Annotated in this window: 23 protein-coding genes; 2 read left to right on the top strand and 21 right to left on the bottom strand. The window is 29.1% G+C overall.

What is annotated here, in order from left to right; translation table 11 throughout:
* Window positions 1-36 precede the first annotated feature (36 nt).
* From QX51_RS07105 to QX51_RS20620, 6 genes are all read right to left on the bottom strand, one after another.
* Window positions 37-1,698: a peptide-binding protein gene (locus QX51_RS07105; RefSeq protein WP_039679212.1), complete on the bottom strand. Its 1,662-nt coding sequence runs from the start codon at window positions 1,696-1,698 to the stop codon at window positions 37-39.
* A 263-nt stretch (window positions 1,699-1,961) separates the two neighbouring features.
* Complete coding sequence (locus tag QX51_RS07100; RefSeq protein WP_039679211.1) at window positions 1,962-2,360, bottom strand: DUF1667 domain-containing protein; 399 nt, start codon at window positions 2,358-2,360, stop codon at window positions 1,962-1,964.
* 2 nt (window positions 2,361-2,362) lie between these two features.
* Window positions 2,363-3,634: an NAD(P)/FAD-dependent oxidoreductase gene (locus QX51_RS07095; RefSeq protein ID WP_334291541.1), complete on the bottom strand. Its 1,272-nt coding sequence runs from the start codon at window positions 3,632-3,634 to the stop codon at window positions 2,363-2,365.
* Window positions 3,621-5,093, bottom strand: coding sequence for an NAD(P)/FAD-dependent oxidoreductase (locus QX51_RS07090; RefSeq protein WP_039679209.1), 1,473 nt, complete (start codon window positions 5,091-5,093; stop codon window positions 3,621-3,623). Before QX51_RS07090 ends, QX51_RS07095 begins: the two co-directional genes overlap by 14 nt.
* Before the next feature lie 175 nt (window positions 5,094-5,268).
* A complete protein-coding gene (locus tag QX51_RS07085; protein ID WP_039679208.1) occupies window positions 5,269-5,820 on the bottom strand; it encodes a glycerol-3-phosphate responsive antiterminator in 552 nt (183 codons plus the stop codon).
* A 64-nt stretch (window positions 5,821-5,884) separates the two neighbouring features.
* Window positions 5,885-6,043 (bottom strand): hypothetical protein, encoded by a 159-nt coding sequence (locus QX51_RS20620; RefSeq protein ID WP_161791912.1) that lies wholly within the window; start codon window positions 6,041-6,043, stop codon window positions 5,885-5,887.
* A 524-nt stretch (window positions 6,044-6,567) separates the two neighbouring features.
* Here QX51_RS20620 and QX51_RS07080 point away from each other — a divergent pair.
* Window positions 6,568-7,308, top strand: a complete 741-nt coding sequence (locus tag QX51_RS07080) for a glycerophosphodiester phosphodiesterase (protein ID WP_039679207.1) — start codon at window positions 6,568-6,570, stop codon at window positions 7,306-7,308.
* A 136-nt stretch (window positions 7,309-7,444) separates the two neighbouring features.
* Here the strand turns inward: QX51_RS07080 and QX51_RS21905 are convergent, their stop codons facing one another.
* A complete protein-coding gene (locus QX51_RS21905) occupies window positions 7,445-7,606 on the bottom strand; it encodes a hypothetical protein (RefSeq protein WP_161791911.1) in 162 nt (53 codons plus the stop codon).
* On the opposite strand from QX51_RS21905, the gene QX51_RS21900 reads away from it, so the two are divergent.
* Window positions 7,593-7,643: a hypothetical protein gene (locus QX51_RS21900; protein WP_330376050.1), complete on the top strand. Its 51-nt coding sequence runs from the start codon at window positions 7,593-7,595 to the stop codon at window positions 7,641-7,643. The two genes, QX51_RS21905 and QX51_RS21900, sit on opposite strands and share 14 nt — an antisense overlap.
* A gap of 67 nt (window positions 7,644-7,710) precedes the next feature.
* Here the strand turns inward: QX51_RS21900 and QX51_RS07075 are convergent, their stop codons facing one another.
* The 14 genes from QX51_RS07075 to QX51_RS07010 form a co-directional block, all read right to left on the bottom strand.
* Window positions 7,711-8,442 carry an amino acid ABC transporter ATP-binding protein gene (locus tag QX51_RS07075; RefSeq protein WP_039679206.1) on the bottom strand — a complete coding sequence of 244 codons (732 nt, stop codon included), beginning with the start codon at window positions 8,440-8,442 and terminating at the stop codon, window positions 7,711-7,713.
* A 14-nt stretch (window positions 8,443-8,456) separates the two neighbouring features.
* Complete coding sequence (locus tag QX51_RS07070) at window positions 8,457-9,125, bottom strand: amino acid ABC transporter permease (protein WP_039679205.1); 669 nt, start codon at window positions 9,123-9,125, stop codon at window positions 8,457-8,459.
* A gap of 11 nt (window positions 9,126-9,136) precedes the next feature.
* Window positions 9,137-9,952, bottom strand: coding sequence for a transporter substrate-binding domain-containing protein (locus QX51_RS07065; RefSeq protein WP_039679204.1), 816 nt, complete (start codon window positions 9,950-9,952; stop codon window positions 9,137-9,139).
* Window positions 9,953-10,142: 190 nt separating this feature from the next.
* Entirely contained in the window at window positions 10,143-11,312 is a 1,170-nt protein-coding gene (locus tag QX51_RS07060) for a MalY/PatB family protein (RefSeq protein WP_039679203.1), read from the bottom strand.
* Between the two features lie 221 nt (window positions 11,313-11,533).
* On the bottom strand, window positions 11,534-12,418 hold the full coding sequence (gene hslO / locus QX51_RS07055) for an Hsp33 family molecular chaperone HslO (RefSeq protein WP_039679202.1): 885 nt from the start codon (window positions 12,416-12,418) through the stop codon (window positions 11,534-11,536).
* Window positions 12,419-12,439: 21 nt separating this feature from the next.
* Window positions 12,440-13,186, bottom strand: a complete 747-nt coding sequence (locus tag QX51_RS07050) for a class I SAM-dependent DNA methyltransferase (RefSeq protein WP_039679201.1) — start codon at window positions 13,184-13,186, stop codon at window positions 12,440-12,442.
* On the bottom strand, window positions 13,173-13,442 hold the full coding sequence (locus QX51_RS07045; RefSeq protein ID WP_039679200.1) for an alpha/beta-type small acid-soluble spore protein: 270 nt from the start codon (window positions 13,440-13,442) through the stop codon (window positions 13,173-13,175). The genes QX51_RS07050 and QX51_RS07045 overlap by 14 nt, the downstream gene beginning before the upstream one ends.
* Window positions 13,443-13,549: 107 nt before the next feature.
* The gene (locus QX51_RS07040) at window positions 13,550-14,668 is read right to left on the bottom strand and encodes an amidohydrolase (protein ID WP_242842700.1); all 1,119 of its coding nucleotides are present in this window, start codon (window positions 14,666-14,668) and stop codon (window positions 13,550-13,552) included.
* A gap of 70 nt (window positions 14,669-14,738) precedes the next feature.
* The gene (locus tag QX51_RS07035; RefSeq protein WP_039679199.1) at window positions 14,739-15,950 is read right to left on the bottom strand and encodes a VanZ family protein; all 1,212 of its coding nucleotides are present in this window, start codon (window positions 15,948-15,950) and stop codon (window positions 14,739-14,741) included.
* Between the two features lie 11 nt (window positions 15,951-15,961).
* Complete coding sequence (locus tag QX51_RS07030) at window positions 15,962-17,200, bottom strand: hypothetical protein (RefSeq protein WP_039679198.1); 1,239 nt, start codon at window positions 17,198-17,200, stop codon at window positions 15,962-15,964.
* Between the two features lie 14 nt (window positions 17,201-17,214).
* Complete coding sequence (locus QX51_RS07025) at window positions 17,215-18,045, bottom strand: hypothetical protein (protein ID WP_039679197.1); 831 nt, start codon at window positions 18,043-18,045, stop codon at window positions 17,215-17,217.
* Window positions 18,035-18,727: an ATP-binding cassette domain-containing protein gene (locus QX51_RS07020; RefSeq protein WP_039679196.1), complete on the bottom strand. Its 693-nt coding sequence runs from the start codon at window positions 18,725-18,727 to the stop codon at window positions 18,035-18,037. The genes QX51_RS07025 and QX51_RS07020 overlap by 11 nt, the downstream gene beginning before the upstream one ends.
* Window positions 18,728-18,755: 28 nt before the next feature.
* The gene (locus tag QX51_RS07015; RefSeq protein ID WP_039679195.1) at window positions 18,756-19,115 is read right to left on the bottom strand and encodes a GntR family transcriptional regulator; all 360 of its coding nucleotides are present in this window, start codon (window positions 19,113-19,115) and stop codon (window positions 18,756-18,758) included.
* A gap of 276 nt (window positions 19,116-19,391) precedes the next feature.
* Entirely contained in the window at window positions 19,392-20,753 is a 1,362-nt protein-coding gene (locus tag QX51_RS07010) for a short-chain fatty acid transporter (protein WP_039679194.1), read from the bottom strand.
* Window positions 20,754-20,764: the final 11 nt, after the last annotated feature.

Below are 20,764 nucleotides of genomic sequence, written 5' to 3'. Positions count from 1 at the left end.
AGGTTGTTTGCAAGAAACAACCTTTTCTAATTTATATTATTTAATTACCCAATTATGAACATTGTAGAATTCATTAAATGTAGATGGTTTATATCCTTCTAATTTACTGTTATATACACGTTCTATATCTTGGCAGAATAAATATGCTTCTGGTACATCTTCATTTAATATTTTCGCAAATTTACCATAGATTGCTTCACGTTCTGATTGATCTAAAGTAGCATTACCTTCTTCAATTAACTTATCTGTTTCTTGGTTATCATAAGCAACTATGTTATATCCAATCACACCTTTTTCATTCGATATAGCATCTGAATGCCACATTGGTCTTGGATCTGGATCTAAAGATAATGTATTACCCATCATATATAAATCAAATTCATGATTAGAAACTACTTTATCCATAACAGATGAAAACTCCATAGAATCTATATCTATTTTAATACCTATTTCTTTTAAGTTTTCTTGTATTACTACTGCTGTTTTTTCTCTAACTGGATGACTAGTTTGACAAACAAGAGTTAACTCTAATTTTTCCCCATCTTCATTTTCAACTATTCCATCTCCATCTTTATCTTCCCAACCAGCTTCTTTTAATAAAGATTTTGCTTTTTCAACATCATATTCATATGAATCTAATGTTGATTCTTCTGGATAAGCCCAACTTGATGGTAATAATGGCGCATTAAGAACTTGTCCACGTCCTTCTACCACATTATCTATAATACCTTGACGGTTAATTGCGTGCATGAAAGCCTTACGTAAGTTTACATCTTGTAGTTTTTCATTTCTTAAATTGAATCCCATATATGTAAATAGGTAATTATCAAAATCAACCTTTTTATAGCCTTCTTTAACTAATGAATCTACATCAGCTTTTGTTAATGCTTCTACATTAGCAACATCTATTGATCCGCTTTTAAATTCAGCTTGAGTAGTATCAGCATTAATAACTTTAAACACTAGGTTTGCTGTTTTTACTTCCCCATCAAAGAAGTCTGATGCAGCTTCGAATTTTACATGAGAACCACTTTTATATTCAGCTATTTTATATGGTCCACATCCTATTGGATTATTTAATAATTCCGTTTTATTTGTCCATTCTCCTACAGCTACTTCTGACCATATATGTTCTGGTAGTATTTGTACTGTCCCTAAGTTTGTTACAGCTGGTGCATATACCTTTTCAAATTCTATTTCTATTGTATCTTCATCAATAACCTTTAATCCTTCAATTTCATCAGCGTTTCCGTCATGATATTCTTGAGCACCTTTTATATTTTGAACATCACCATAATATCCACCTGAATAATCACTTGCTGCCATACTTGTGAATGTGAATGCTACATCATCAGCTGTTACATCTTCTCCATCATGCCATTTAGCATTATCTTTTATTTTGTATGTAATCGTTTTCTGATCATCTGAAACTTTATATTCGTCTGCTAAGTACGTTTCTAATTCTCCTTTATCATTAACTGTCATTAAGGATGCATAAACAACTGATTCAACATAGTGATCACTTGCTGTATCTGAAACAAGCGGATTGAATATTCCTTGTGGCGCTGTGTTCATAGAATATACTATAGTATCTTTTGCTTTCCCTTCGCTACTTTCTGCTCCCTTTGAACTACATCCTGTAAGTGCCGTACATAATAAAGATGTGCTTAAAAATAAACTAAATATCTTTCTTTTCATATTTCCTCCTATCGAAACTCCCTACATTTGATTTTATATATATTTCTTGTATCGCTTCACCATTATAATTTATAATTATTCTCTATGTCTAATTGATAGTTTTTATAATTTCAGGTAAAATATAGAATTTATTAATAATAAATCCATAAATATAAGTCTAAAGCTAAAACTTAATAAATCATCATCAAAAATAAAATAAGCCTATAATTTTTTTATTTTATAATAAAAATTTACAGGCTTTTATTATCTATCTTCTATTTATGTTACAAAATTTTTCTTAATTCGTCGTTTTCATATTCTTGACATACATTACTTATAGTTTTAGTACTAACTATATCCACTCCTGTATCTAGTATATTTTTTACAATTATATCTCCCACTTTTACTGGAGCAGTAATTTTTATCGTTGATAATATATTCATTATCTCAAACACTAAATCTTTTGGTACAGAAACTGATGTTTTTACTGGAAGCATATTTAAATAAGCCCCTTCTAATCTTACTGTCGAAGTTATCATTCTTTTTGGGCTGGTAACTTCATCCACACCATATTTTGCTCCCCTAATACAGCTATTTCCTTCTACTATATATTGTCCATCTATATTACTAACTATCATTTGACATCCTTTTGGACATACTATACAAGTTATCTCTCTTTTCATGATTAAACCTCCTCCACACAAATACTTATATCTTCTTTTATTAGAGATAATTTTTCTTTGTCTATTTTTAAAGTTTCCATTTCTGATGGTATCATATAAGGTCTCTTCTTTTCTAAAATTATATTATCTCCACTTCTAACAACTAATGTTTTCTTGTTACAAATATTTCTGACTCTCATAAATAGATTTATATCTTTTTCTGAGTCTAGATTTAAACTTTGTGGCACAATATAAGATATTCCATCTCCTGCCACAGTGTTTATTTTTTTATCTTCTGATTTGCTTAATCTTTCTTTTTTATTTTTAACGTATAAAGCAGCTTCTCTTCCCGCTATTCTACTTTCTTTCGTAACGAAATCTACCAAGTCGTGAACATGAACCACATTTCCACAAGCAAAAATTCCTTCTATATTAGTGGACATACTACTATCCACAATTGGTCCGCTAGTTTTTCTGTCTAGCTCCACTCCCACATTTGTTGAAAGCTCATTTTCTGGTATTAATCCTACCGAAAGTAGTAAAGTATCGCATTCTATAAATTCTTCACTGCCTGATACAACCTCTCTATTTTCATCTAATTTTGCTAAAGTTATACCTTCCACTCTATCTTTTCCATGTATGTAGTTTATACATGTTTGTAACTTTAAAGGAATATTAAAATCATCTAAACATTGAACTATATTTCTTGTTAATCCACTTGAATGAGGATTTATTTCTACCACACATTTAACTTCCGCACCTTCTAGAGTCATACGTCTTGCCATTATTAGTCCTATATCTCCCGAACCATAGATTACTACTTTTTTACCTACCATGTAACCTTCCATGTTCATATATCTTTGGGCTGCGCCTGCATTATAAACTCCTGATGGTCTATATCCCGGAATATCTATAGCGCCTCTTGTTCTTTCCCTACATCCCATAGCAAGAACTATAGTATCTGCCTTTATGTTTTCTAATCCATTTTCTCCTAAAGTTCTTACTACTTTGTTTTCTCCATCATCGTCTATGCTAAAAACCATAGTATTTAACACATGATCTATATTGTTTTCTGCTGCCATTTCAATAAATCTCCCTGCATACTCTGGTCCTGTTAATTCTTCTTTAAACTCATGTAAACCAAATCCATTATGAATACACTGATTTAAAATTCCGCCTAATTCTCTATCTCTTTCTACTATTAAAACACTTTCTGCTCCGTTTTTCTTTGCTTCAACAGCTGCTCCAAGCCCTGCTGGACCCCCTCCAATTACTACAACATTATATTTCAACAGTCTCACCTCTTACTTCCTTAAGTTTTCCAACTAACATATTTGAATTCTCATAATCCTTTAGAACTTCTTCCGGTGTAATATTTAATTCTCTTGCTAGAATTTCAACTACCTTTGGTCCACAGAACCCTCCTTGGCATCTTCCCATACCAGGTCTAACCCTTCTTTTTACACCATCTACTGTTTTTGCTCCACAAGGTCTATTTATAGCATTAACTATTTCGCCTTCTGTGATATTTTCACATCTGCAGATTATAGTTTTATATCTTCCATCTTTATTTAAAATCTCTATTTGCTCCATTGAACTCATTTCCATAAAAGGTTTATTTTTTACTCTTCTTGGATTGAAGTTTTTATTTGGTTCTAAATTCCTATTATCTTCATCCATAACTTCTTTTAATAAATCTTCCACATATAAAGCTATGGCTGGTGCTGACGCTAATCCTGGTGATTCTATTCCAGCCACATTTATAAATCCTTTTGCCACTTGTGACTTGAATATCATGAAGTCTCCTGTGTTTGGTGTAGCTCTAACTCCAGCAAAAGATGTTATTGTTTTTGAGAAATCTACATTAGGAATTGATTTTCTTCCACCATCCATAATTTCTTTTAAACCTGCTTTACTTGTAGCTATATCTTCTTTTTCAACCACTTGTGCATTTGGACCTACTAGTAAGTTACCATGAACTGTTTGAGTTACTAGCACTCCCTTTCCTTTTTCTGTTGGACATGTAAATAAAGTATGACTTGCTTTGTATCCTTCAGATTTATCAAGAATTTTGTATTCTCCTTTTCTCGGTATAATATAAAATTCATTTCCACAAATAAGGTTATTTATTTTATCTGAATAAACACCAGCTGCATTTATCACATACTTTGACTTTATCTTCTCTTTATTAGTTTTTATTTCAAAACAATTCTCTTCTTCTATTCTTTTTATATTTAGAACTTCATTTTCCAACTTTAGCTCTACTCCATTTGTAATAGCATTTTCCATAAGAGCTATATTAAAATTGAATGGACATACTATTCCAGAACTTTTACACCAAAGAGCTCCAACTACTTCTTTATTGACATTAGGCTCTATTTCTTTAACTTTGTTACCATCTATTATTTCAAGGCCACTTACTCCATTTGTTAATCCTCTTTCATAAAGCTCATGTATGTGTTTCATATCCTCTTCATTGAAAGCTAAGACCAATGATCCATTATTTTTGTATTCAACACTTAACTCTTCACAAATACTAGGATACATTTTGCAACCTAGGACATTTAATTTTGCTTTTAAAGTTCCTTCTTGTGCATCAAATCCACCATGCACTATTGCGCTATTTGCCTTTGTTGTTCCTTGGCAAACCTCTATACCTTTTTCTAAAACTACTGTTTTTAAATCATATTTTGATAGTTGTCTAGCTATTGCACTTCCTGTAATACCAGCACCTATAATTGCTACATCAAACATATTATTGCCTCCTTTTTAGCAACAAAAACAGAGAGCCCCCTATAATAACTTATAGAAAAGGCTCTCTGTTCTCATGCCATATATATTAACTTTTTTTGTTTTCTGTTTAAAATTTCCTTTTACATTAATCATTATATTCAAATGAAATCGTTTTGTCACTACTTTTATAATAATATTACCATAATTCTTTTTTTGTAGTAGATACTGCCATAGCACCACACTTTAATACATCTATAATTTCTTGCTTATCATCAATTAATCCCCCACAAATTATAGGTAAATCTGGAAATTCTTTGTGTAATCGTTCTACTACTTTAGTTATTACCCCTGGCATAATTTCAATGGCACTTGGTTTTACCCTTCTTATATTTTCCATTGATGTTTGTAATGATATAGAATCTAATAAGAATATTCTTTGCACTACATGTATATTTTCTTCCAATGCTTTTTTCACTAAACTTGTCTTTGTAGTTATTATTCCATCTATATGAAATTCATTTTTTAAATACTTTACAGTTACAGGATTACTAGATATTCCACCTATCATATCTAAATGGACAAAAACACTTTTGTCATTTAGCTTAAGTCTGTTTACTTTATCTTTTAACGTTAGAATATCTCCATTTAGCAAAAACACAACATTACAATCAGAATCTATAACTTTTTCTAAATCATGATCATCTTTTATAGCTCCTATTATAGGATTACATTCTAATAATTCTCTCATAATTATTTAATTTATTCCTTCCTAAAACTCCACCAATATTTTCTTTATCTAAACTCATTATACATTAAGCCCCACAATAATCAATGCTAATATTATTGTCTACTGCATAAAATGATTTTGCTATTTCGCTTATTTTTCTATTATCTTTATAAACAATAGTAAAATTAACTATCCACTCATTATCTTTTTTATTTATAGTAAGTTTGTGTGATTCGACACCCATATCATCTAATAAACTTAATACAAGAGGTATAGTATTGTCATCATCTATTTTTAATACAATTTGCCCTGACTTTGTTCTTTTTAATAATGAATCTATAAATTTTGAGATATATAAAACTATAAGTAATATCAGTCAGGATACCATCTCTAAGAAATAATATCCATACCCTATAGCAATTCAAATACATGCTGTTGATCATATGTAGTAAGACCTACCACCCTATTTGAAGTTTTCATTATTGTTTCTGAACATAAGAAACTTATACCAGATAAAACTTTTGCTGATAATCTCGCTGGATCTAAATTACTAATTGTATGAAATTGTAAAAATTATGTTAAATACTTGTCAACCGTTGACAGAAAACCTTCTCCAATCTATACTAAGTTTAATCAAATTTGTTTATATTATTTATAGCACGGAGAATATATGAGAGAGCTATTGTTAAACCACGGAACTTTTCTATCCGTCTTTTAATATACTCTCTTTCTTTTTTATTTTTTGTGTAAACAAAGGGAGGAAAGAAGATGAAAGTTTTTGCTCATAGAGGAGCAAGCGGTGACTATCCAGAAAATACTATGTTGGCTTTTTCAAAAGCTTTATTCATAGGTGTTGATGGAATTGAGCTTGATGTTCACAAAAGTAAAGACGGGCACTTGGTTGTTATCCATGACGAAGATGTTCAAAGAACATTTAAGGGAAAAGGACTTATAAAAGATTATACACTTGAAGAAATCAAAAGCTTTATGTGTAGAAAATTTGAATTTATTGAAAATGAAGATTGTAAGGTTCCAACATTAAGAGAAGTTTTTGATTTAATAAAAAGCAAGGATGTTATTTTAAACATTGAAGCAAAAACTGATTTAATACATTATGATTTAGAACAAGATCTTTTAGACTTAATCAAAGAATATGGCATTGAAGATAAAATATTCATGTCTTCTTTTAATCATAAGTGCTTAGATATTTTGCACAGCTTAGACAATAGTTTTAAATATGGTGCTCTTTATGAATATGAAAAAGATTATGCTCCAGAATCCAATGTTGTAGAGCATGCAAAAAAATTAAACACAAATATTTACAGCATCAATCTTTCTCAAGAATTAGTTTCAAAAGAAATAGTAGATCTTGCTCATGAAAATAACATAAAAGTATTTGTTTATACTATTAATAAACCTACTGCAATGAGAAAAATGATTGAGTTCAATGTAGATGGTGTATTCTCAGATTATCCTGATTTAATGAACGAAATTATAAAAGAGTATTAAAAATAACAAAAATATATTTTACTTGGAGGCTTCAATGGAACAAATTATTACAAGAATCAATGATATCATATGGAGTAACTGTCTGGTTGGATTATTCTTAATTACCTGTATATATTTCTCTTTAAGAACACGCTTTTTACAAATCAGACAAGTTAAAGAAATGTCTGTACTTGCGATAAACAGAAAAATCAGAAAAAGGTATATCTTCTTTCCAAGCATTATCAGTTTCACTTGCTGGTAGAATAGGTGCTGGTACTGCTTTTGTCGAATCAACTTTAGGACAATTGTACAAAGTCAAAGAAGATGGACAATACAGATGTGAACCTGCTTACTAAATAGAAAAAGGCCTTTGTAAAAAAGTGAGTTGCCATAAGACAACCCACTTCTTAATTAAAATTACTTTTATACTATTACTTTCGCAAATTGATTTATACGTGTATTCTTATTTTCCCTAAATAGTTCTGCTGGGCTTCCTTGTTCTTCTATAACACCATTTTCCATAAATATAATTCTATCTGCTATTTCCCTAGCAAATTTCATCTCATGACTTACTATTATCATAGTCATATGAGCTTTTGCTAAAGATCTTATAACATCTAAAACCTCCCCAACTAATTCTGGATCAAGTGCTGAAGTTGGCTCATCCATTAGTATAACTTCTGGATCTACAGCTAAAGCCCTTGCTATTGCAACTCTTTGCTTTTGCCCTCCAGATAGTCTAGATGGATACTGATCTTTTTTATCCTCTATTCCTACCAATCTTAGTTTCTCTAGTGCTATTTTATTTGCACTATCTTTATTCATTTTTTTTACTACAATTAATGGCTCAGTTATGTTTTCTATTACGGTTTTATTATTAAATAAATTATAATTTTGAAAAACCATAGCTGTTTTTCTTCTTATTTTCAATATATCTTTCTTATGTAACTCTGCCAAATCTACATTTAAATCTCCTATAGTTAAGCTTCCACTATCAGCTTTTTCTAGTATATTTATACATCTTAGTAAAGTTGATTTTCCTGTACCTGATGGTCCTATTAAAACAACAACCTCACCTTTCTTAACTTCCAAATCAATATTCTTTAATACCGTATTTTGGTCAAAATTTTTACATAAATTATTTATTTTTAACATAAGTACTTCTCCATTTAATATGCTTCACTTAGCTTTTTCTCAAGTTTATTTTGAACATATACAACTAATAAATTTATAATCCAATAAATGATTACTACACAAGTAAATGCCTCTAAATACTTATATGTTGCAGCTGCTTCTGATTGAGCTGTAGCCATTATTTCAGTAACACCTATTGTAAAAGCTAATGAAGATCCTTTTATAATATCTGCAAAAGTGTTTGTCATAGCTGGTATGGCAACCCTAATAGCTTGTGGTAAAATAACTCTTACCATAGCCTGAATATAGGTCATACCAAAAGCATAACATGCTTCAGCTTGTCCTTTGTCTACTGAAGATATTGCTCCTCTTAAACTTTCAGCAAAATATGCTGATGAATTAAGACCTAATACAATCACTGCTGCATTAAAAGCACTTAACTCTTTAAGTGCTGGAATTATTTTTATTAATCCAAAATATATAAAAAATAATTGAGCCACCAAAGGAGTTCCTCTAAAAAAAGATATATATATTTTTGATAATCTCTTAAGCACAGGTATATCAGCATCTACAATAAAGGCTATTATCATAGCTACTACAATTCCTAGTACTAATGCTAATAATGACATTTTAAAAGTTACCCCAAGGTATTTAATCATTATTGGTATTAAGTTTACTATAAACTCAAAATCAAATATTTGCATTTTTTCACCTTTTATTCTTTAGTTGTATCTAGACCAAACCATTTATCTGATAATTCACTAAATGTTCCATCTTCATGCATAGATATTATAGCTTCATTTACTTTTTCTATTCTTTCTTTGCTCGCATCTTCTTTTCTAAAAGGATATTGATTTATCTCATAAACACCTGTATCTATATCAGCTATTTTTAGAGCTAACTTACCTTGTTCAATAGTAGTTTTTGCTTTTACTTCTGATAACCACGCTACATCTATTCTTCCATCTACAACATCTTGTTCCATAGGAACTCCATCATATGTAACTATTTCTAAATCTAAGTCATATTTTTCATTAAGGTCTTTTATAGTTTTTTCACCATTTCCACCTAATACACATCCAACTTTCATACCTTTTACATCTTCTATTTTGCTTATTTTGCTATCTTTTGGAACTATAAATTTATATTTACTGTAAGCATATGTTTCAGTAAAATCATATTTTTCTCTTCTTTCTTCTGTTGTTGACATTTGATGTGCAACTGTATCTATCTTTTCAGCATCTAACATACCAACTAATCCACTGAATTTAGCTGTTTGGAATTCTATATCATATTCTGTTCTTTTTCCTATCTCTTTCCATACATCAACTTCAAAACCTTTATTCTCGTCATTTTCTTTAAAACACCATGGATAATATTCTGTAGAAACGCCTACTATTAATTTGTTTTTTGAATCAGAATTTGATTCTTCTTCTGATTTTTCATTTGAGCTACTACACCCTACTAACATAGTTGCCCCAATCATTAAACATGATAAAATTGCAATAATTTTTTTGCTTGTTATTCTCATCTCTTTTCTCTCCTTAAGATTAAATATTTTTATGATAACATTTTCCAAATTAATTCTATCACAGTTATAAACTACTTTCTTATTGTGTTTTTATATATATACAACCAAATTATTACATTTTTTTATAGTATAATTTTGACATAAGTTTTAAATACAAAAAAAAGATGCATTAAGCATCTTTTTTCATAATTTATAATCTATTTAAGGCCTTTTCTATTCTATTTAAACCATCTTCTAGCTGATATCTTGGGCAAGCTATATTAATTCTTGCAAAGTTTTTACAGTTTTTATCAAAAACATCTCCTTTATTTAATGCAACTTTAGCATGTTCTTGTAAATACAAATTAATATCTTCTACTTTATACTCTGAAAAATCTAACCAAACCACATAAGTCCCTTCTGGTCTTACAAACTTAACCTTTGGTAAATTTTCATGGATAAAATAACTTAAATAATTTAAATTATCTTCTAGATAATCTAATAATTGACTTAGCCACTCTTCACCTTCATTAAAAGCTGTTTCTACAGCTGCCACACTAAAAGAATTATTTCTTGCAATATGATATTTACCCAGTGCTTTTTTAAATTTTTCACGCTCATTTTCTTTTGGTATAGATACAAATGATGCTTGTAGTCCAGCTAGATTAAATGTTTTACTTGCAGAGAAACATGTTATTGTTATTTCTTCAACTTCTTTTGATAAAGATGCAAAAGGAGTAAATTTATAATCTTTAAATACTAAATCTCTCCATACTTCATCGCTTATTACCCTTACATTATATTTTAAACATATATCAGCTATTCTCTTTAACTCATCTTTTTCCCACACCCTTCCAGTAGGATTATGCGGATTACATAATATATACCATTTTATATTATTTTCCACTATTTGATTTTCAAAATCTTCAAAATCAATTACATACTTATTGTCTTTAATGATTAATTCATTTAAGAATAATTTTCTGCTATTGTCTAACACACAATCATAAAATGGAGGATATGCTGGCGAACTAATCATAATATTATCATCTTTTGATGTCAATAATTCAACTGCTAGAACCAATGATAATACCACGCCTGAAGTATGTATTAAAGTTTCTGGATTCATTCTATATCCGTATCTTTTTTCTGTCCAATTGCACGCACTTTCAAAATAACTTTCCCCCGTATTTACATATCCAAATATATTTTGGTCTAAGACTTTTTTCATGGATTCACTTATATTTGGACATATTTCAAAATCCATATCTGCTATCCAAAATGGTAGTAAGTCATTTGATATAAATCCACCTTCCATACCTGACCATTTAGTAGAGTTATTATTTTTTCTATCTATTTTCTTGTCAAAATTGTATTTCATATTTATCCCCCTTAATATAATTTGTTTTGTTATCTGTATATAATTTTCCCTTGATTTAAATTATATGGTTCTTACAATAGTGATTATACTACAAATATAGATTATTTCTACAAGGTTATTTTAATTAATATTCTACCCATTTGGTACACCAAAATTACAGGAGTGCTATTCTACAAAAATAAAAAAGAGGTGTCTAACGACAACTCTTTTGCATATATTAACTACATTTCGTTTAATATTTCTCTTAATTCTTCTTCAGTATAGTGATAAGTACTGTTACAGAAATGGCAACTTATTTCAGCTTGCTTATCTTCTTCTATTATTTCAGTTAAAGTTTCTCTACCTAATGATATTAAAACCTTTTGTATTCTATCCTTTGAGCAGTTACAGTCAAACTTAACATCACATATATCTAATATTTTTGGATCTAATCCTTCTAACACTAGATTTAGTATGTCATCTGGAGTCATTCCTTCACTTAACATTGTAGTAATTGATTTTAATTTAGCTACGTTTTTCTCTAAAGTAGCTATAGTTTCTTCTGTTGCATCTGGCATTAATTGAACTATTAGTCCTCCAGCTTGCTCAACTTCTGTTGCTGTTGTAAGAACTCCTAAAGAAACTACTGATGGAGTTTGCTCAGATAATGCAAAATAGTGAGTAAAGTCTTCCGCTATTTCTCCGCTCACTAATGGATAAGAACCAACATAAGGCTCTCTAAGTCCTAAATCTTTTATTACTTTAACATATCCATCTTTTCCTACTGCTCCAGCAACATTTAATTTTCCATTTGGATAGTCTTCAACTTGCACACCATTTAAGTCTGGGTATTGTACATAACCTTTAACATTTCCTTTTGAGTCAGCAGTTGTAAGTATAGTACCTATAGGTCCTCCACCTTTTATGATTACACTTAATTCATCTTTCTCATTTTTCATCATTAAACCCATCATAGCTGTAGCTGTTAATGTTCTTCCAAGTGCTGCAGTAGCAACTTTTATTGTATTGTGATTATCTCTAGCAGTTTGAACTAAGTTTTTAGTTATACCAACATAAGCTCTTACTTGTCCATTTCCACTAGTTGCTTTTATAACGTAATCCTTCATTGTTTTCCCTCCATTATGTTGTTATTTTTTACACACAAAAAATACTCTTTCGCTGTCTTCTTTTGGAGCTTCTAATTTGAAATCTCCATAAGTTTTAATATAATCAAAACCTGCATTTTTTAGTAATTCTATTATTTCTTCATTTTTATAAGCTCTTTGTAGGTGATTTTCTTCAAACTTATCAAACCTACCATCTTCACCTCTGACAAAGAATGCTAAGTCCATTTCCACTAAGTTTTCGTAATCATCGAAATAGTTTTGCCACATATAAGCTACATTTTCTCTGTTTTCACCATACATGTTGTTTCCCAGTACTTTTGATAATTTGTAATAAGAACTTATATCAAATATGAAAATTCCATTTTCTTTTAGTAACTCATGACATTTAACAAATACACCTTCTAAATCTTCATCATAAGTTATATAGTTAAATCCATCGCATCCACAAAGGATACAATCTAAGTTAGGTACATCAAAATCAAGTTCTACTATATCTTGTTCTAGTAATACTAACTCAACATTTTCTTTTTCTGCTTTTTCCCTAGCAACTTGTAACATTTCTTCTGAAATATCTATGGCTGCTATGTCATAGTTTTTCTTAGTAAGTGGTATAGTTAAATTTCCTGTACCACAAGCTAATTCTAATATATTTTGTACTTCAACATTTTCACTTTTTATTATATCTTCAATGTATTTAACCCAATTGTCGTAATCAACTTCGTTCATAAGTTCATCATAGACAAAGGCAAAATCACTATACTGATTCATCCTTTTTATCCTCTTCTTCAGCTTTCTTTTTTAATTGTTTTTTGCGTGATGTGAGGATTCCACCAATTCGACCAGCTTCCTTAGCAGTAAGACCTGCCCATCCTCTTTCATCAACTTTATCTAGTAATCCTAACTCCTCAGCTATCTCATATTTCATTATATCATCTTTTGTCAATGGTTTTACTTTCTTTTCATTTTTCTTTCTCTGCTTTTCGCATTTATAAATGAATTCTTCAGTTAATTTATTTTTATTCATAAAAAAACACCCCTTCTTTTTTTGTAGTTTTGTCATATAGACAAAAATTTATACAAATAAACTAAGGGGGTATATTTTATTAACTAAATAAAAACAACTCGTTGGCTCTATGAACCCAGTGAATTTTTATACTCTAATAATAATTTATATATATTTAAGCCATTCATTAATATATCTTCATTGAAATCAAATTTTAAATTATGAAGACCATTTACATACCCTTTTTCTTCATTTCTAGCACCTAACATAAAGAATAAGCCTGGCACTTCCTTCTGATAAAAAGAGAAATCTTCTGAAATCATAAGTGGTGATGTTTTAGCTATTTTGTCCTTTCCAATAGCTTCTACAAATTCTTCAAATAGTTTTTCATCATTATTTACTGCCAAGTATCCACCTATAAATTCTAAATTCACATGACAGTTATAAGATATCTCAAATCCCCTCGCAAACTCTTCAATATGAGTAATAATTGTGTCATAAACTTCAGGATTAAAACATCTCATCGTCCCTTCTAATCTTACACGTTCAGCTATAATATTTCTTGCAGTTCCTCCACAAATTTTCCCAATAGTAAGAACTGCACCTTCCATTGGATCAATATTTCTTGAGATTATACTTTGAAGGCTTGTTACAAAATGAGAACCTATAAGAATAGAATCTGTTGCATTTTGAGGAATTGCCCCATGACCTCCCTTACCTATAATATCTATATTAAGTTCTCCATTTTGAGACATTAAATATCCTGCTTTACATCCCACATATCCTTCTTCAAAATCAGGATGTATATGAAGTCCATAAATTTCATCAACTTTATATTTTTTCAATACTCCTGCTTCTACTAATCTTTTAGCTCCACCAGTATCTTCTTCTGCTGGCTGGAATATAAATACTATATTATCATTTAGTTTTTCTTTATTATCAATTATATATTTTATTAATCCTAACAATATACTCATATGTCCATCATGACCGCATAAATGCTCCGCACCTTTAGGACTAGGTAGTGCGTCTATATCCGCTCTAAACGCAATTGTTTTTTGAGGATTTTTCCCCTTTATTATTCCTACTGTAGCTGTTTCTAAATATACATCGTATTCTACACCTAGCTTTTCTAGATAATCCCTTATATATTTTGCTGTGTTAAATTCCACATGAGAAAGTTCAGCCAATTGGTGTAAATTATGTCTGTGATTCCTCATTATTTCATCTAAATATGTTATTTCCAAAAAAATCCCCCCTTACTTGTAAATTATAGCTATAATCATAATAAAAAATCCACATATTATTTATGTGGATTTATCCTTCTATTTCATCTAAATTATTTATAGTACTTATTTCTTTACCATTATCATCTAAAAATTTTATACTCATAATATTTTCATTACTTTCGTCACTATATATTTGATTTAATTCAATCTCATTAAAAGAAATCATTTCTGGATATATAACCATGAAGTAATCATTTTTATTTATTTTTTGCTCAAATTTCTCTCCTTTTATATTTATAAGAATCTTATCTGCATTTTTATTCTTTCCATATATTATAGGAGACATTTTATTATCTTCATTAGCACTATTTACATTTTCATAAATCCATTCTTCTCTATAACCATATTTATTATTTTCAATATAAGAATATCCCATGCGGCTATCTACATATCTATCCATGACAAATTTATTTATCTGCTTCACTTCTACTCCAAACTCATTTCTGATTAAATAAAACTTATTTTCATTAAATTCTTTAATTTGAAGTATATCATCTATGTTACAATTGAAAGCTTCTTTTGCCATGTCTTTATCATTAAGATTACTAGGCATAGTCTGATCATAAAAAGCATACATGTATGATATTAAAATTACTACGGAAACAATCAATATTCCTTTAATAACTTTTTTAAATATGTTATTAGTTTCAAAATCTCTTATCTTATCTATTTTTTCTTTTAAATTAATCTTACTTGTAATCATTTCAAACGTTTTAAAACATATGAAGCCAACTAAAACCCCTAAAGTATTGTAAATAATATCGTCAATATCACAAACATTATACCCTACAAATAATTGAGTTATTTCTATTGCTAAAGATGATAAAAAACCTACCTTCAACACTTTCTTATAGTTATTAAACTTTTCAAATAATAATGATATAAAGAACCCTAGTGGCACAAATGCTATTATATTACCAATTACATTCCTCATAGAATTCATTGCGCCTGCTTCACTATGCATGAATGTCACTATTGTCTCTTTAATTGGCACAATGTTAATTATTCCTATTAACCCATATTCATTATACATATATTCCTTAAATGGATTTCTTAGTGTTATAAATCCACCTTTAAATATTGTTAGTAATAACAACCATAAGAAATATATATAAAACAGAAGTAACACAATTTCACGACATATATTAACTTTTTTATTCTTCATAATTATACTTATTCTAAATATAATCCATATAAATATAGATATAAGTGATACTATTATAAAATTATTCTCTATCATCAACCTTCCCCTTACTCAATTTCATCATTCGTAACAATGCCCATATTTACTCTATAATTAGAATTTATTTCTATATTTCCTTCATAAAGCTTTTCACCATTATTTTCATCGAATACGTAGAAAGTATATGGCGAACTATAAGTTTGTCCATACTTATCTGTATCAATATATCCTGCTGATACTGCATATATCTTTCCATTGTATGTTCTTAATCTATTTGTATAAACTGGTTGTTCACCGTATTTCATGTCTAATTTATATGTATTTTTTAAGTTTCTATTTTTCAAATCAACTAGAATACCTTTTACATCTTCAGTGATGTCACTAATATAACCATCAACCGTTGACATAGATATTAATAATATTTCGTCATTCTCAATAGTACAAGCTCTAGTAATATAATCATCTTTCGTTCCTAAATTTATAAAGTTTATTTCTTTTGTTTTTATATCGAACTCTAATAAATTAGTTTCATATGTATCTGACTTATCATCTTTTTTATCAACTACAAAATATGATTTATTTTCATTACTAAAAGCTGATTTTTTTAGATTTAAATTTCCGTCTTCATAATCTTTACTTATGACACATTTAGAAGTTTTATTAACTAAATTTAATTTGTATAAACTTAAGTTTGTACTTTCACAATATTTAGATAGTAATTTTGAATCATCCACATATTCTTCACCTGATGGATAATTATAATATGAATACATAACTACTACATAAAGAATGTCTCCTTCTTTTTTTACAGGAAGTGAATCATATCTATAATTTTTATTAGTATTAATAGACTCTCCTGCCTCAATTTCATAGGATTCTATTTTTCCACTTTTCTTATCTTTTATCTCAATATTAGCAGCCATTTTTTCTTTATTATCAATAATTGTACTTGGTGACACATTAGCCATGCCTACCGTAATTTCATCTTCAAATAAAAGATTTCCATCATGTTCAAATTGAAATAAATATCTATTATCTATATTTTCTTTAGTTAAATTAAGAAGCTGACTCCCTTGCTTAGCAAATTTATTTATACTTTCACCGTTTTTGTTTACAAGAATTGCATCAGTTTCAAATACTCCTCCTGTTTTTTGAAGTAAGATATTCATATCTCCTAACTCTTTTCTATCTCCATATACATCGTTTACTACTATATCTGTTTTATATATATTAGCAAGACAAATACCAACTAATATGGTTCCTACTACTGAAACTATTAATATTATTTTTGATAATTTTATTTTCATGATATTTCTCCTCCCTAATCGTACATTCTATTATTTAACGATATATATGAAACATAAATTGAAATTAAAAATGCTACTATAAAGAAGATTATATTGTTTTTTAAAATAGTATCGGAGTATTCATAGATGCCTATTATTGTAGCTAAATATACCATTGCTAGACTTACTATGTATATAATTCCTAAGACTCCACCTATTTTTTTTATGGACTTAGAAATAAGAGTTGCTGCAAATATGGAAGATACACCTACTATTGGACCAATTATAAATATCATTAAATACTCTACCGGATAAATCGGCACTGATATTTCAAAAATACCATATCTATGTATATTATTTATGCTATATATCATGTTTATAATTGGTATATTAGCATATTTATTTACTATAAAAGCTCCTATTCCCCATAATAAATGCTGAACGAATATTATGCTATAAATTAATGCAAGCATTGTTATTAATTTTGAAATGAATATAATAAATCTATTTTCTGGTAACATAAATAATGTATATATGGATTTTGATTTGCTTGAAAAATCTCTATACCATATTAATACGCTATAAAATGCACACCCTATCAAAGCCAAAATCATAAGTAAATTTGATAAAGCATATATAAAATTAGGTAATTGAAGCTCTAAAAACATATGCTTCCCCATATCAGTCTTTAATATGGATATTCCTTGTGAAACACCTATTTCGGCCTTTACATCTTCCGTTACTCTATATATTCCATAAGCAAAAATAGCTATATTACCTAATATTAGTAAAGAAATTACGGCAAAAAATATTTTCTGTATTCTTTTGAATTCTATATCAAAAAGAGTTAAAATTTTATTCCCCATGATACACCTCCCTCATCTTATCTACTATTGATTTTCCTTCATTTTGTCTCACTTCTTCTGCATTAAATATATTGGCAATTTTCCCATTACTCAGGATTATTACATCATCTACTATATGTTCAATTTCATCAATCTCATGAGTAGTTATTATTATACTTTCATCATCATTCATAAATGTTAGTATTGCCTTTATAAACTCTTCTCTTTTAAAAATATCTATTCCTGAGAAAGGCTCGTCCAATAATGTATACTTGGCTCTTTGAGCAAATCCAATTATTATCTTTACTCTTGCTTTGTTACCCTTAGATAATTTACTTATCATTTGATCATCAGTCAAAGAAAACATTTTAAGCATTTCACAAGCTCTTTCTTCATCCCAATTTTTATAAAACAACTTCATAAACTCAAAAGTTTCTTTTATATTAAGATGACTAAAGTGTATATCTATATCTGGAACAAAAGCTAATTTGTTATAAGTTTGTTGAGTTGGTTTTTCCCCATCAATTAAAATTTCTCCGCTGTCTGGTTTTACTAAACCTGCTATAGCTTTCAAAATAGTAGATTTACCTACACCGTTAAACCCAAGTATACAGGTGATTTTTCCTTGTTCTATTTTAAAAGAAATATCATCTAGTGCTTTTACTTTTTTGTATTTCTTTTTAACGTTTTTAACTTCAATCATTATTTTCCTCCCTATATTCTCACCGTGATTATATATACTTTTTACTAATAATTTCTTTAATCTCTTCTATTGGTACATTAATTGCTTTCATCTGCTCTATAAAAACATCTGCTGCTTCATTTATTAAATCAATTCTTATTTGTCTTATTAAATTATCGTCTTCCGTAATTGTACTTTGGTTATTTTTAATCGTATTAATAATCCCCATTTCTTCCATCTCCTTATAAGCCTTTTGTACTGTATTTGGATTTACATTTATATTAACTGCCATCTCTCTTCTAGAAGGCATTCTATCTCCTTTTTGTAGTTCACCTGTAACTATTTTCTGTTTTACGTTTCTAATAATTTGGATGTAAACTGGCTCTCTATCATTTACTATAAATTTCAAGATACATCTCCTTTCTTTATTTTTAACAAAATAAGTTTAAGTTTAGTGTATTAGTTATATAATACACTTGTTATATAGTGTATTATATTATTAATACACTATATAAGTCAATAATCATTTGATTTAATACCAAAATTAATTTCACAAAAAGCCAATAATTATTTCACTGACTTTGTTTTTGTATAATAAAAAATCCTATATAGTTATACTCACAATCTTGGTATATTTCTACATAGGATTTTTCTCTATATTAAAATTTAATCTATCTTTATTAAATTACATTCCTATAAACATAAGACCCATAGATATTATTACACCTGAATATAATAAATCTATTATACAGAATCCCATGATATCTTTTGCACCTAATCCTGCTATTCCTAGCGCTGGTAAAGCCCAGAATGGTTGTATCATGTTTGTCCATGCATCTCCCCAAGCTATCGACATTGCTGTTTTAGCCGGATCAACTCCAAGTGCAGCTCCTGCTGGCATCATTATTGGAGCTTGTACTGCCCATTGTCCACCACCAGATGGAACAAAGAAGTTTACTATCCCTGAACTTAAGAAACTGAATAGTGGGAATGTAAATTTCGTAGCAACGTTTGCAAAGAAGTTTGATATTAAAATTGCTAAAGATACCCCATCAGCATTTACACCTGTCATCATTCCTATTATACCTGCGTAGAATGGGAATTGTAGCATTATTGGACCTGCTGATTTTGATGCTGACATTAAAGCATGTAAAAATCTCTTTGGTGTTTTATGCAGCGCTATTGCTGAGAATAAAAATATAAAGTTAACTATATCTAAGTTTAAGCTAAATCCATTATTCACAAAGTAATAAACTATATAAGCAAATCCCATTAAAGATATTAATATACTTATTATTGGACTATTTTCTAACTTGTCTGCTGGAGTCATGTCTTCTACTGACATAGCAACAAACTCATCTTCATCTTCTAATAAACTTTTATCAACTATTATCGCTTTTCCTTTAGCTGGATGCATTGCTTTATTTAATAATGGTAAAGTTAATATTAAAACACCTACTATTATCATATTTGATAATGAGAATATTGTTTCGCTAGTTGGTACACCTGCTTCTGATATTACGCCTGCAGTTGCAGATACTACTGCTTCTCCACCTGTTGCTAGTGTTAGTGGTATTGATGCTGATAATCCTGCATGCCATAATAAAAATCCTGAATAAGCTGATGCTATTAATAATCTATAATCAACTCCATCAACTTCTTTAGCTAATTCTTTAGCAAATATTGCCCCTATAACTAATCCAAATCCCCAGTTTATTAAACAAGCTAAACCTGATATAAATGTAACCATTAATATTGCTTGTCCTGGAGTTTTTGGTATTTTTGCCATTTTCTTAAGTACTTTTTTAAATGATGGTGCACTTGCTAAAGTATGACCTAATACAAGTACTAGAGCCATCTGCATAGCGAATGATAACAGCCCCCAGAATCCACCAGACCAGTGAACTATCATGTCCATTGGACCTTGTCCTGTAAATATTATTCCAGATAAAAATATTGCAAACGTTATTATGATACAGAATAAGAATGGATCTGGTAAGTAGTTTTGAACTATATTAACGCACCCATTAGTAAATTTTTTAAACATTGTGTCTTCTC

This window comes from Terrisporobacter othiniensis (assembly GCF_000808015.1).
In the GTDB taxonomy this organism is placed as follows: Bacteria; Bacillota; Clostridia; order Peptostreptococcales; family Peptostreptococcaceae; genus Terrisporobacter; species Terrisporobacter muris.
The sequence above is the reverse complement of the archived record's forward strand: the minus strand, read 5'-3'. Positions and strand labels throughout refer to the sequence as shown.

Excerpts from the sequence above, each read along its gene's own strand:
- QX51_RS07070 (WP_039679205.1), bottom strand. The coding sequence starts at position 9,125 with ATGCAAATATTTGATTTTGAGTTTATAGTAAACTTAATACCAATAATG.
- QX51_RS07050 (WP_039679201.1), bottom strand. The coding sequence starts at position 13,186 with ATGAATCAGTATAGTGATTTTGCCTTTGTCTATGATGAACTTATGAAC.
- QX51_RS07010 (WP_039679194.1), bottom strand. The coding sequence starts at position 20,753 with ATGTTTAAAAAATTTACTAATGGGTGCGTTAATATAGTTCAAAACTAC.
- QX51_RS07020 (WP_039679196.1), bottom strand. The coding sequence starts at position 18,727 with ATGATTGAAGTTAAAAACGTTAAAAAGAAATACAAAAAAGTAAAAGCA.
- QX51_RS07065 (WP_039679204.1), bottom strand. The coding sequence starts at position 9,952 with ATGAGAATAACAAGCAAAAAAATTATTGCAATTTTATCATGTTTAATG.
- QX51_RS07060 (WP_039679203.1), bottom strand. The coding sequence starts at position 11,312 with ATGAAATACAATTTTGACAAGAAAATAGATAGAAAAAATAATAACTCT.
- hslO (WP_039679202.1), bottom strand. The coding sequence starts at position 12,418 with ATGAAGGATTACGTTATAAAAGCAACTAGTGGAAATGGACAAGTAAGA.
- QX51_RS07090 (WP_039679209.1), bottom strand. The coding sequence starts at position 5,093 with ATGTTTGATGTAGCAATTATAGGTGCTGGTATTACAGGAAGTGCAATA.
- QX51_RS07085 (WP_039679208.1), bottom strand. The coding sequence starts at position 5,820 with ATGAGAGAATTATTAGAATGTAATCCTATAATAGGAGCTATAAAAGAT.
- QX51_RS20620 (WP_161791912.1), bottom strand. The coding sequence starts at position 6,043 with ATGGGTGTCGAATCACACAAACTTACTATAAATAAAAAAGATAATGAG.
- QX51_RS07080 (WP_039679207.1), top strand. The coding sequence starts at position 6,568 with ATGAAAGTTTTTGCTCATAGAGGAGCAAGCGGTGACTATCCAGAAAAT.
- QX51_RS07025 (WP_039679197.1), bottom strand. The coding sequence starts at position 18,045 with ATGGGGAATAAAATTTTAACTCTTTTTGATATAGAATTCAAAAGAATA.
- QX51_RS07100 (WP_039679211.1), bottom strand. The coding sequence starts at position 2,360 with ATGAAAAGAGAGATAACTTGTATAGTATGTCCAAAAGGATGTCAAATG.
- QX51_RS07035 (WP_039679199.1), bottom strand. The coding sequence starts at position 15,950 with ATGATAGAGAATAATTTTATAATAGTATCACTTATATCTATATTTATA.
- QX51_RS07075 (WP_039679206.1), bottom strand. The coding sequence starts at position 8,442 with ATGTTAAAAATAAATAATTTATGTAAAAATTTTGACCAAAATACGGTA.
- QX51_RS07105 (WP_039679212.1), bottom strand. The coding sequence starts at position 1,698 with ATGAAAAGAAAGATATTTAGTTTATTTTTAAGCACATCTTTATTATGT.
- QX51_RS07030 (WP_039679198.1), bottom strand. The coding sequence starts at position 17,200 with ATGAAAATAAAATTATCAAAAATAATATTAATAGTTTCAGTAGTAGGA.
- QX51_RS07045 (WP_039679200.1), bottom strand. The coding sequence starts at position 13,442 with ATGAATAAAAATAAATTAACTGAAGAATTCATTTATAAATGCGAAAAG.